The 11,168-nt window shown below is 64.9% G+C and carries 12 protein-coding genes; 7 read left to right on the top strand and 5 right to left on the bottom strand.

The features are described 5' to 3' along the window. Window positions 1-121 precede the first annotated feature (121 nt). On the bottom strand, window positions 122-793 hold the full coding sequence (locus BM118_RS22650) for a DsbA family protein (protein WP_092187711.1): 672 nt from the start codon (window positions 791-793) through the stop codon (window positions 122-124). Window positions 794-933: 140 nt separating this feature from the next. Beyond that, window positions 934-1,425, bottom strand: coding sequence for a DUF721 domain-containing protein (locus tag BM118_RS22645; protein WP_092187710.1), 492 nt, complete (start codon window positions 1,423-1,425; stop codon window positions 934-936). 198 nt (window positions 1,426-1,623) lie between these two features. Between BM118_RS22645 and mutY the strand changes: the two genes are divergently transcribed. The 3 genes from mutY to BM118_RS22630 all read left to right on the top strand — a co-directional run bounded on the left by mutY (window position 1,624) and on the right by BM118_RS22630 (window position 4,061). Further along, window positions 1,624-2,763, top strand: a complete 1,140-nt coding sequence (gene mutY / locus BM118_RS22640) for an A/G-specific adenine glycosylase (protein WP_092187709.1) — start codon at window positions 1,624-1,626, stop codon at window positions 2,761-2,763. Window positions 2,764-2,815: 52 nt separating this feature from the next. After that, entirely contained in the window at window positions 2,816-3,235 is a 420-nt protein-coding gene (locus BM118_RS22635; RefSeq protein ID WP_092187708.1) for a PaaI family thioesterase, read from the top strand. 388 nt (window positions 3,236-3,623) lie between these two features. Beyond that, window positions 3,624-4,061 carry a cupin domain-containing protein gene (locus tag BM118_RS22630; protein ID WP_092187707.1) on the top strand — a complete coding sequence of 146 codons (438 nt, stop codon included), beginning with the start codon at window positions 3,624-3,626 and terminating at the stop codon, window positions 4,059-4,061. 41 nt (window positions 4,062-4,102) lie between these two features. Here the strand turns inward: BM118_RS22630 and BM118_RS22625 are convergent, their stop codons facing one another. Next, the gene (locus BM118_RS22625) at window positions 4,103-5,389 is read right to left on the bottom strand and encodes a flavin-dependent oxidoreductase (RefSeq protein WP_092187706.1); all 1,287 of its coding nucleotides are present in this window, start codon (window positions 5,387-5,389) and stop codon (window positions 4,103-4,105) included. Window positions 5,390-5,517: 128 nt separating this feature from the next. On the opposite strand from BM118_RS22625, the gene BM118_RS22620 reads away from it, so the two are divergent. Beyond that, complete coding sequence (locus BM118_RS22620) at window positions 5,518-6,138, top strand: glutathione S-transferase family protein (RefSeq protein ID WP_092187976.1); 621 nt, start codon at window positions 5,518-5,520, stop codon at window positions 6,136-6,138. 197 nt (window positions 6,139-6,335) lie between these two features. Here BM118_RS22620 and BM118_RS22610 read toward each other — a convergent pair whose 3' ends face one another. Further along, window positions 6,336-7,253: a LysR family transcriptional regulator gene (locus tag BM118_RS22610; protein ID WP_092187704.1), complete on the bottom strand. Its 918-nt coding sequence runs from the start codon at window positions 7,251-7,253 to the stop codon at window positions 6,336-6,338. A gap of 91 nt (window positions 7,254-7,344) precedes the next feature. Here BM118_RS22610 and BM118_RS22605 point away from each other — a divergent pair, with 91 nt between their 5' ends. The 3 genes from BM118_RS22605 (at window position 7,345) to BM118_RS22595 (ending at window position 10,368) form a co-directional block, all read left to right on the top strand. After that, complete coding sequence (locus tag BM118_RS22605) at window positions 7,345-7,788, top strand: nuclear transport factor 2 family protein (RefSeq protein WP_177234581.1); 444 nt, start codon at window positions 7,345-7,347, stop codon at window positions 7,786-7,788. Between the two features lie 53 nt (window positions 7,789-7,841). After that, a complete protein-coding gene (locus tag BM118_RS22600; RefSeq protein ID WP_092187702.1) occupies window positions 7,842-8,009 on the top strand; it encodes a YjiS-like domain-containing protein in 168 nt (55 codons plus the stop codon). Window positions 8,010-8,358: 349 nt separating this feature from the next. Next, window positions 8,359-10,368: a HAMP domain-containing methyl-accepting chemotaxis protein gene (locus tag BM118_RS22595; RefSeq protein WP_177234580.1), complete on the top strand. Its 2,010-nt coding sequence runs from the start codon at window positions 8,359-8,361 to the stop codon at window positions 10,366-10,368. Window positions 10,369-10,438: 70 nt separating this feature from the next. Here BM118_RS22595 and BM118_RS22590 read toward each other — a convergent pair whose 3' ends face one another. Further along, on the bottom strand, window positions 10,439-11,125 hold the full coding sequence (locus BM118_RS22590; protein ID WP_177234579.1) for a glutathione S-transferase family protein: 687 nt from the start codon (window positions 11,123-11,125) through the stop codon (window positions 10,439-10,441). Window positions 11,126-11,168 lie beyond the last annotated feature (43 nt).

Genomic DNA, 11,168 nt, shown 5'->3' with positions numbered 1-11,168 from the left:
TGCGGCTGGACAATGGCCGCGGTGCGCCGCGAGGGCAACCGGCGAAAGCCGCTTTTCCCAAGGGATTTATGCCGGGAATGATACGGCGTTCGAGATGCGAATCAGGCGTGATGCGGGAAAATCAGCTCTTCAGCAGCGGATTGATCTTCTTGGCGAATTCCTCGAACGAGGTCTCGCCCTTGATCTTCTCGCCGTTGATAAAGAAGGTCGGCGTCGAATCGACCTTGAGAATGTCGCTGGCGTATTTCTGGTCGGCGGCGATCTTGTCGAGCAGCGCCTGGTCCTTCAGGCAGGCTTCGACCTGCTGCTGGGTGAGGCCGGCCTGCTTGCCGATCCGCGTCAAGGTCTCGGTGGTGTTCTTCATCACCCAGTCGCTCTGCTGGCGGAACAGCATGTCGGTGACGGCGAAGTATTTCGGCGCATCGCCATTGGCGATGCAGCGCGACAGCATCGAGCCGGCTGCGGCTTTGATGTCGAGCGGGAACTCGCGGAAGATGTAACGCACCTTGCCGGTGTCGATGTATTCGGACTTGATCTTGGGGAACACCTGCTCGTTGAAGGCCGCGCAGTGCGGGCAGGTCATCGAAGCATATTCGGTGATGGTGACGGCGGCGTCCTTCGGGCCGAGCGCCATGTCGGGCAGCGACACGGGCTTTGCCACATCGCCGGCGGCCTGCGCCATGGCTTCAGGGATCATGGCGTCGGAGATGAACCGCAAGGGGGAGAACCCGGCGACCGCGGCAAGCCCGGTCAGCGACAGCATCGTGGTGAAGGCGCGGCGGGTGATGATCAAGGTCGGCTCCCGAATTGGCGTGGTCTTGCCCCAAGGTCCTTATCAAGGTTCCCGTTTGGGCGGCCTGTCGCTAGCTTGAAACGTGGTTTGAGGCAATGGCGGGCCGCAGGAACGGGTCCAGATTGGCCGCGAAATGAGGCTCAATTTCGCTTGATGGCGGCCCCGAGCCGCGCCAGTGCCGACTTGAGCTGTTCATCTTCGATGTCACCGAGGGTCTCCTCCACCTTGGCGACACTCTTGGGGTCCGGCGGGCCCGGCCGGACCGGCCGCCGGACGCGCGACAGGGGGGCCTGGCGGAAGGCGAGCTTGCCGACCGCGCTCCAGCCGAAGAAGCGGTTCACCCGCTCCAGGATCACATCCGCGGAATGCTGGATCTCCAGCGCCATCGGCCCCTCGACCCGCAGCACCAGCGTCGCCGGCTCCTGCGGCTGGCCCTCCACCGGCCGCGGCCATTGCATCTTGAGCGGCTCGGCATGGGCCGCGATCTCCGGCCCGGCAATCTGCGCCCACCGCGTCACCAGCTCGCGCGCGGCAAAGCCCTGCTTGGCATAGGCCTCGGCAAAGACGTCGTTGAGCAGCAGCGAAAGCGGCTTGGCGCTGATGGGGCCGGGCTTTGGGGGGAATTTGGACATTGGGCCTTATACCATCTCGAAGCGCGAGCCACAGGCGCTTCGCCGTCATGGCCGGGCATAGCCGTCCGAAGGACGGCGTCGCTTCCGCTCGCCCATGTCCCGGCCATCCACGTTCTTCGAGGAAGAAAGACGTGGATGCCCGCGACGAGCGCGGGCATGACGTGGAGAGATTGGCGTGACGTCGGTTACACTGAGAGGATGAGCCCCAGATCTGCCCTTAAGGCCAAGTCGGAACCCTGTCAGGCGGAGACCTCGTCGGGTCCGACGCTGCTCCTCCAATGGTACGACCGCCACCGCCGCCGATTGCCCTGGCGGGCCGGGCCCGGCGAGGCGTCGGACCCCTACCGGGTCTGGCTGTCGGAGATCATGCTCCAGCAGACCACGGTGAAGGCGGTCGGGCCCTATTTCGAAAAATTCGTCGCGCGCTGGCCTGACGTCACCGCGCTGGGGCGGGCCTCGCAGGATGACGTGCTGCGCATGTGGGCCGGGCTCGGCTATTACTCCCGCGCGCGCAATCTCCATGCCTGCGCGGTCGCGGTGACGCGCGAGCATGGCGGCGTGTTTCCCGACACCGAGGAGGGGCTGCGCGCGCTGCCGGGCGTCGGGCCTTACACGGCCGCGGCGATTGCGGCGATTGCGTTCGACCGCCACACCATGCCGGTCGACGGCAATATCGAGCGCGTGGTGTCGCGCCTGTTTGCGGTGGAGGAGGAACTGCCGCAGGCCAAGCCGCTGATCCAGCAACTGGCGGCGACGCTCCTTGCCGACTCCCGCGCGGGCGGCGAGAAGTCTCGCGCGGGCGACAGCGCGCAGGCGCTGATGGATCTGGGCGCCTCGATCTGCACGCCGAAGAAGCCGGCCTGTTCGCTGTGTCCGCTCAACGAGGATTGCCTGGCGCGGGCACAGGGAACGCAGGAGACGTTTCCGCGCAAGGCGCCGAAGAAGAGCGGGACGTTGCGGCGGGGCGCTGCCTTCGTCGTGACGCGCGGCGAGGAGCTGCTGGTCCGCAGCCGGCCCGAAAAGGGCCTGCTGGGGGGCATGACGGAAGTGCCGGGCTCGGACTGGCTCGCCGGTCAGGAGGACGCGACGGCGAAGCAGCAGGCGCCCGCGCTGAAGGGACTGTCGCGCTGGCAGCGCAGGGTGGGCGTCGTCACCCACGTCTTCACGCATTTTCCGCTGGAACTGGTGGTCTATACCGCCAAGGCTGAAGCTCGTACGCGGGCACCCGCGGGCATGCGCTGGGTGCCGATCGCGACGCTGGCCGGGGAAGCACTGCCCAACGTCATGCGCAAGGTGATCGCGCACGGATTGGACCTCCCGCCGACCGCATCCTCCTGACACCATGCTGGCAGCAGGGCCGCGTTAACAGGAGCGACACGGAGGCTCCCCGATGGTCAAGACCGCGCTCGACAACTTTCCCAGGCCGCCCTGTGCCGAGCTGCTGGGCTGGCGCCTGCTCGACGCCCGTCCGGAGGAGGGCTGGATCAAGCTCGGCTTCGAGGGCAAGCCCGAATTCTGCAATCCGGCGGGCTTCATCCAGGGCGGCATGCTCTCGGCCATGCTCGACGACACCATGGGCCCGGCCGTGCTGGTGATGAGCGAGGGCCGGCTCTACACCACCACGATCAGCATGACCGTGAATTTCCTCAGCCCCGCCAAGCCCGGTCCAATCATCGCCGAGGCCAGGGTGACACAGCTCGGCAAGACCGTCGCCTTCGTCGAGGCCAGGCTGATGACCGAGGATGGCACCGTGCTTGCCACCGCGACCGCGAGCGAGCGGCTGCTGGAAGCGGCGAGGGTGGTTCGCTGATACCGGTGCGGTGGGCCTTCTTCATGCTGCTCGCATAAAGGAAAATGCCTTGCGTCAGCATGGAAGCGGATAGGTATCTACCAGCGCGTGTAATTACGGATTTGCTCGCGAATTCATTGTGCACGCAATGAGCGCGCCGATCGACCGTGTCTAGCAATGCGGGCATTGGACTCGCGCATATTGTCGCAGTCGGAAAAGAAACAGGGTGGATGCGCGCAATCCGCGGGCGAATCGCGATGTTCGACGCATGATCGACCTGACTTGCGGCAAATTGGCCAATTCAAATTTTCTGCGGAAGCTTTGAATGTAGTTGGCCCGAAAGAAAATTTACAAATTTGAACGGGATGATTTTTCAAGTCGCGCTTTATTTGAGGCCTTGAGGTGAGTCATGGCGCTTGCGCTTATTGAGACCGGCCACTGCAACGTCGATCTCGAACCGTCCCCGATTGAGCCATCCTGGATCATTGAAGGAAAGCCCGAAGCGCGCTCGCACCTGCTGTCGACCAGCGCGTGCGGCACCGCCACGACCCTGATCTGGTCCTGCACCAAGGGCAAGTTCAACTGGTACTACGACCTGGACGAGACGATCATGATCCTTGAAGGATCAGCGGTGATCGAGAGCGATGGCATGCCACCGAAACCCTACGGTGTCGGCGACGTTGTCTTTTTCCGCGACGGTGCGCACGCCAAATGGCACGTCGAAAACTATGTGAGGAAGGTCGCCTTCTTGCGCCAGACCAATCCCGTCGGGTTCGGTTACGCTATCCGCGCCATCAATAAGCTCAAGCGGATGTCGTCGACGTTGGGCGGTCGTCGCTCCGCGTAACTCGCGCGCGTCAACGGCATCGCGAAGTGTGGGGCAACGACCTAGGTGCTCGCGCGTCTCGCATCGGCGTGCCGCGGCACGATCGCCGGTTTCGCATTCAGCGCTTCCACCTGAAACCCCGCGACGCGCTTGTAGTTGGCGGCGATGTCTTCCAGCTCCTGCTGCGACAGCACGTCGGTGACGACCTCAAAGCCGTCGGGCGCGCGCTCCTCGACCAGCTGCATCACCTGCTCGGGGCCGTTCTTGCGGTTGAGCAGGACGAGGTCGGTGGTCGCGGGCCTCCGCTCGGCTTCATAGGCGAGCAGCGCCGCGGTCGTCGGGCCATGCGCCAGGATCTCGCGGGTGATGACGCGGGCATCGAGGATCGCCTGCGAGGCGCCGTTCGATCCGATCGGGTACATCGGGTGCGCGGCATCGCCCATCAGCGTGACGCGGCCGAACGTCCATCGCGACACCGGATCGCGGTCGACCAGCGGATATTCGTAGGCGTGCGGGCAGTTCCGGATCAGGCCGGGCACGTCGAGCCAGTCGAACTGCCAGCTCTCGAACCACGGCAAGAACTCCTCCAGCCGCGCGGTGCGGTTATAGTCCTCGCGCCGCCACTGATAGGTCGGCGGCATGTGGCGCTCGGCGACCCAGTTGATCAGATGGTTGCCCGCCGCATCCGGCACCTTGCTGATCGGATAGCAGACGAATTTCAGGATCTCGTGCCCGGCCATGATCATGGTGCGGCCGGTGAGGAACGCCTTTGCCGGCGTCACGCCGCGCCAGAGGATGCGGCCGTTCCAGATCGGCGGACCCTCATCGGGATAGAGCTTTTCTCGTGCGGCGGAATGGATGCCGTCGGCGGCGATCATGATCGCGCCTTCGTAAGTGCCTGCGGCCTTGCCGGTCGCCTTGTCGATGAAATCGGCGCGGACGCCATCAGCTGTTTCGCTCCAGCCGGTCAGATGGTGGCTGGTCAGGATGTTGTCGCGGCCGAGCCGCTCGATCGCAGTGTCGAGCAGGATCTGCTGCAGCGTGCCGCGATGGATCGAGAATTGCGGCCATTTGTAGCCGGCCTCCAGCCCGCGCGGCTCGCTCCAGATCGGCTTGCCGTGCTTGGAGAAGTAGGCGAGCTCGCTTGTGCGCACGCCACTGGCATCGAGCTTGTCCATCAGCCCGAGCTCGATCAGCTCGCGCACCGCATGCGGCAGCACGTTGATGCCGACGCCGAGCGGTCTTAGCTCCGCGACGCTCTCGAACACTTTTACGGGAACGCCGATTCCGTGCAGGCTGAGCGCAAGCGTCAACCCGCCGATGCCGCCACCGGCGATGAGTACGGTCATGACAAAACCCCTCCAATTGCGGGCGTCTTGGCACAGACGGGCGGATGTGGGCAACTGCGAAGAGGATGTCGTGCTATGGACCTCGGGGCCGACAGCCGTTACTTTCCGATTTTCCCATGAGGTCCGACATGCTCAAGCTCTACTACGCCACCGGCACCTGCGCGCTCGCCACCTACATCACCCTGGAAGAGGCCGGCGCCGACTACGCGGCCGAGCGGCTGAGCTTCAAGGACAATCAGCAGAACAGCCCGGACTATCTCGCCATCAACCCGAAGGGCCGCGTGCCCGCGCTGGTGACCGACCGCGGCGTCCTCACCGAGACGCCGGCGATGCTGGCCTACATCGCGCAGACCTTTCCCAAGGCGAAGCTCGCGCCGCTCGACGATCCCTTCGACTTCGCCCAGGTGCAGTCGTTCAACTCCTATCTCTGCTCGACCGTGCACATCAACCATGCGCACAAGATGCGCGGTGCGCGCTGGGCGACACAGGAGAGCTCGTTCGCCGACATGAAGCAGATGGTCCCGAAGACCATGGGCGCCTGCTTCAACCTGATCGAACAGAAGATGTTCAGGGGACCGTGGGTGATGGGCGATCAGTTCACGATCTGCGATCCCTATCTTTACACCCTGTCGACTTGGCTCGAAGGCGACAACGTCGACATCAACGCCACGCCGAAGATCGCCGATCACTTCAAGCGGATGTCGGACCGGCCTGCGGTGCGCAAGGTGATGGACGCGCAGAAGGCGTAACAAACCCGGTGTCGTCCCGGGCAAGCGTAAGCGTGGCCACGAATTCCGCTGTCGTCCCGGCGAACGCCGGGACGACAGCGGAATCTATCGACCGCGTTCGGTAGGAGTACCGAACGACGGGTCTTCGCCAAACTACACCCTGTGGCTATGGGTCCCGGCGTTCGCCGGGACGACACCGAATGTTTTGAAGCTGCATCCTAACCAGCCTTCCGCTTCTCCAGCTCCCGTCCCGTCTCCAGCATCAGCCGCCGCAGCCAGATCGAGCCCGGGTCCATCTGCGCGCGAGTCGGATAGAACATGAACTGCTCGTCGATGCCGGGGTCGAGCGGGGGTGTCACCGCGACGAGGCCGAGCTGTTTCGATAGCGCCGCGATCAGCCGGCGCGGCACGAAGGCGACGAGGTCGGTGCGGGCGGCGACGTGCAGCGCCTCGAGATAGCCTGACACCACCAGCGAAATATGTCGCTCGATGCCCTTGGCTCGCAGCCAGGTGTCGATCAGATCCTCGCTATTGCCGCGGATGATCACGCCGACATGACGCGCGGCCAGGAACGTCTCGCGCCGCTTCAGCTTGGCTCCCACGGGATGGCCGCGCCGCACCGCCAGCGCGTCGCTGTCGGTGTAGAGCAGCTGGCGGTGAAAGCCCTTGAAGGCGTTGCCGATCGAGATCACGAGGTCGATGGTGCGGGCGAATTCGGCGTGGAAGATCGCAGGTCCCCGCCACGGCACGACGTCGACGCGGACGTTGGGCGCGGCCCGGGTCACCTTCTCCATCAACGGCGGCATCAACAGCTCGACCGCGAGATCCGGCATCATCAGGCGGAATTGCCGCTCGCTGCGCGCGGCGTCGAATTCATCCGGCACGAACAGCCCGCGCACCTGGTCGAGCGCCTGTGCCAGCGGCGCGCGCAGGGCCTGCGCCCGCGGCGTCAGCTCCATCCGCGCGCCGGTCCGCACCAGCAGCGGGTCGCCCAGGATGTCGCGCAGGCGCTGCAGCGCATGGCTCGCGGCCGGTTGCGACAGCCCGATGCGCAAGGCGGCGCGGCTGACGCTGGCCTCGCGCAGCAGCGCGTCGAGTGCGGTGAGAAGATTGAGGTCAAGCGAATTCAAATTCATGAAGTGAATAGATATCATATTGGCTATCGATTTGAAGAATTCTCATCCAGCGGGAATGATCTCCGTGATGTCACCAAACGGAGATGCCGCCATGAACGCGAGCGCCAACAAGAAACTGATGCAGGATATTTTCGCCGCCGCCGCGAACCCCGATCCCGCCGTGCGCGACCGTGCGCTGTTCACCGCCAGCCTTGCCGACGACGCCAAATGGGTCGTAACCGGCCAGTATTCCTGGTCGCGCACCTTCACCGGTAAGGAGGCGATCCTCAACGATTTGCACGGCTATGTGCGCACCCGCCTGCGCGACCGCACGCGTACCGTTGCCCACCGCTTCATCGCCGATGGCGACATCGTCGTGGTCGAAGCCAAGGGCGACAACGTCACGCCGGAAGGCGTGCGCTACGACAACGATTACTGCCTGGTGTTTCGCCTGGAGGGCGGCAAGATCAAGGAGATCCGGGAATATTGCGACTCGATCCTGACCGAGAGGGCGCTCGGCCCATTTCCGCAAGCACCCGTGAGGGCTGCGAGCTGACCGGAGCGAACGACGTCGCGTCCACCGACCGACCTGGTCCGTCACGGCCGTCGATGGTCGTGCGGGCCTGGCGGACGCTGGTGGAGATCATGCGGGTCCGGCGGGAGCGGTCCCGGGCCCGGTGTCAGCTCGCTGCCATGACCGAACGGGAGCTTCAGGACTGCGGGATATCCCGGTCGGAGATTGCGTACGAGCTGCATAAGCCCCGCCGGCGAAAATAGGATCGGAAGGGATGCGGCGCGTTGCCTCGGCCCCGCTGGAAGCGGTCGAGAGCGCGCTTGGCAAGATGACGCAGGGGCGAACGTCCATCGGGGCGCCCATGCAGCGATCTGCATGCGCCTGCGGGCCTTGCGCCAAAACCATGCGCAACTGCCGATAAAATCGGCAGGTTTTGTGCCGGCCCGTGCGCGCAGGCGCGAAGAATCAGAAGGTTCAATTAACGAGTGTCCCCCATTGTGTCGCGGTGCAGCGTGGGTCGCCGAGAAGCGACTCGCGGCTGCCAGGGTGGCCGGTGACGATCGCCGGACGTTCGGCCGCTCGAATTCACATGCATCTGGGTGGACAGTGGGAATGCCGAAATTTCGTTTGCGGATCAGGGGACGCCTGTACGCAGGCTTCATGGCCTTGGTGGCGGTCGGTCTCGTGATGGCGGTGGTCGCCATCTGGAATTTACGGGCCGTGCAGGATCAGGTCGCAAAACTCTCGGCGTTCTCGGACAGCACGGCGCGGGTTCTGGAGATCTCGACCCATCTCCAGGCGATCCAGCGGGCCAATCTGCGCTACATTTACGACGCCAGCGAACCTGCGATGAAGGAAGCTTCGGAACGGGAGACCGCGGCGACCGAACTGTTGCAGGTCGGGGCGAAGGGGACGGCCTCCGAGGAGCGGCGCAAGCTCTACAACGATCTGATCGCCGACATCGCCAGGATGCGAAGCCTGCGTGACAATCTCGGGGACGCCGTCAACGAGGCGAGAACGGGCAAGGCGACGCTGCTGCCGAGCGGCGACGAGCTGACCGTCAAGATGGGCAAGCTGGTCGACGCGGCGCGCGCAGCCGTTGACGAAGACACCGCGGCCCTCGTTGCGGACCTCGAATCCAGGCTCCTGCTCGTCCAAATCGCAAACTGGCGCTTCCTTGCCCTGCGCGACACCAAGGGGCCCGCCAACTTCAGGACGAATGTGGACAGGGCAATGCAGCGGCTCACGGCGCTGGAAAAGAGCCCGCAGGCGACGGAATTGCGCGCCACGCTCGCGCCGGTGAAGACCTCGCTCGGAATCTACAAATCTGCGTTCGAGACGACGTCGGCCGCGATGCTCCAGGCCGACGAGATCTACCACAAGAACCTTGCCCCGCTCATCGTCGAGAGCATCGGCAAGCTCAAGGTCGCGGAAACCGCCCTGAAGAAGGATTACAAGGATTCGCGCACCACCGCCGAAGCCGTGATCGAGGGCACGACGTCGGTGCAGGCCATCGCGGGCGGCCTCGCCGTCCTGTTCGGATTGATCGTCGCCTTCCTGATCGCCCGCAGCATCGTGGGTCCCCTGACCTCGATGACGCGCGCGATGGGGCTGCTCGCCGGCGGCAATCTCGCGGTCGAGATTCCCGGCCGCGGCAAGGCCGACGAGATCGGCGACATGGCCAAGGCGATCGAGGTGTTCAAGAACAACATGGTCGACACCGAGCGCCTGCGCGCGGAGCAGGTCGAGGTGGAGGCGCGGCAGGCCGAGAGCCGCAAGGCCGACATGGTCCGGCTCGCCGACCAGTTCGAGCAGGCGGTCGGCGAGATCGTCGACACCGTGTCGTCGGCGTCGAACGAGTTGGAGGCCTCGGCCGGCACGTTGACCACGACCGCCTCGCGGGCCCAGGACCTGTCCACTGAGGTTGCCAGCGCCTCTCAAGAGGCCTCGGCCAACGTGCAGGCGGTTGCCTCTGCGACCGAAGAACTCTCGTCCTCTGTCAGCGAGATCGCCCGCCAGGTGCAGGAATCGGCGCGGATTGCCAACGAGGCCGTGGGGCAGGCGAGCAGGACCAACGACCGGGTCGGCGAGCTCTCCAAGGCCGCCGCCCGCATCGGCGACGTGGTCGAGCTGATCAGCACCATCGCCGGCCAGACCAATCTGCTGGCGCTGAACGCCACCATCGAAGCGGCGCGCGCGGGCGAAGCCGGGCGCGGCTTTGCCGTGGTTGCCTCCGAGGTCAAGGCGCTGGCCGAGCAGACCGCGAAGGCCACCGGCGAGATCGCCCTGCAGGTCTCCGGCATCCAGGCCGCGACGGAGGAGTCGGTCGGCTCGATCAAGGAGATCAGCGGCACCATCGAGCGGCTGTCGGAGATCTCCTCGACGGTCACGGCTGCGGTGGAACAGCAGGGCGCGGCGACGCAGGAAATCTCCCGCAACGTCCAGCAGGCGGCCCACGGCACCCAGCGCGTCTCGACCAACATTGGCGACGTGCAGCGCGGCGCTTCCGAGACCGGTTCGGCCTCCTCGCAGGTGCTCTCCGCGGCGCGCTCGCTGTCGGCCGACAGCAACCGGCTGAAGCAGGAGGTCGCCAGGTTCCTGAACTCGGTCCACGCCGCCTGATCGGCGCGGGCGTTTCAAAAGCAAAGGCCCACGCGCATGCGCGTGGGCCCGAGCTGAAGGCGTAGCGCGATCAGGCGACCTTGGTCGTCATGTGCTTGAACATGTTGCCTCTCGCCTCGTCGTCCATCTCGGCCTTGAAGGTGAACTTGTCCTTCAACGCGATCGCGCGCGCCGCCGCGGGGCGCGCCGAGATCTCGTCCACCAGCCGCTTCACGTTCGGGTATCGCGCAAAGGCGTCGTCGCCGAGCTTGAACGGCACCATCCGCGCCCAGCCCCACAGCGCCATGTCGACGATCGAATAGCTGTCGCCGACCATGTAGCGGCGGCCCTTGAGGTGGCCGTCGAGAATCTTGTAGTGGCGATCGGTCTCGTACTGATAGCGGTTATGGGCGTAGTCGTGGTTCAGGTCCTTCGGCGCGAAATGCTTGAAGTGCACGGCCTGGCCCGAATACGGGCCGACGCCGGTGGCGATGAACATCAGCCATGACAGCGTCTCGCCGCGCAACGAGGCGGCGGGCAGGAATTTTCCGGTCTTCTCGGCGAGATAGAGCAGGATGGCGTTCGAGTCGAACACGATCGTGCCGCCATCGTCGATCGCCGGCACCTTGCCGTTCGGATTGATCTTGAGGAATTCCGGCGTGAACTGCTCGCCCTTGCGCGTGTCGATCTTCACCGGCTCGAAGGGCAGGCCGGACTCTTCGAGATAAAGCGCGACCTTGGTCGGGTTCGGCGAACCGTTGAAATAGAATTTGAGCATCACACATCTCCCCAATCTCTGTTGCCGCGCGCGAACGCAGCGT

It is taken from the genome of Bradyrhizobium sp. cf659, from assembly GCF_900113725.1.
Lineage (GTDB): Bacteria > Pseudomonadota > Alphaproteobacteria > Rhizobiales > Xanthobacteraceae > Bradyrhizobium.
Note: the sequence above shows the minus strand (reverse complement) of the source record. Positions and strands in the feature narration are given on the sequence as shown.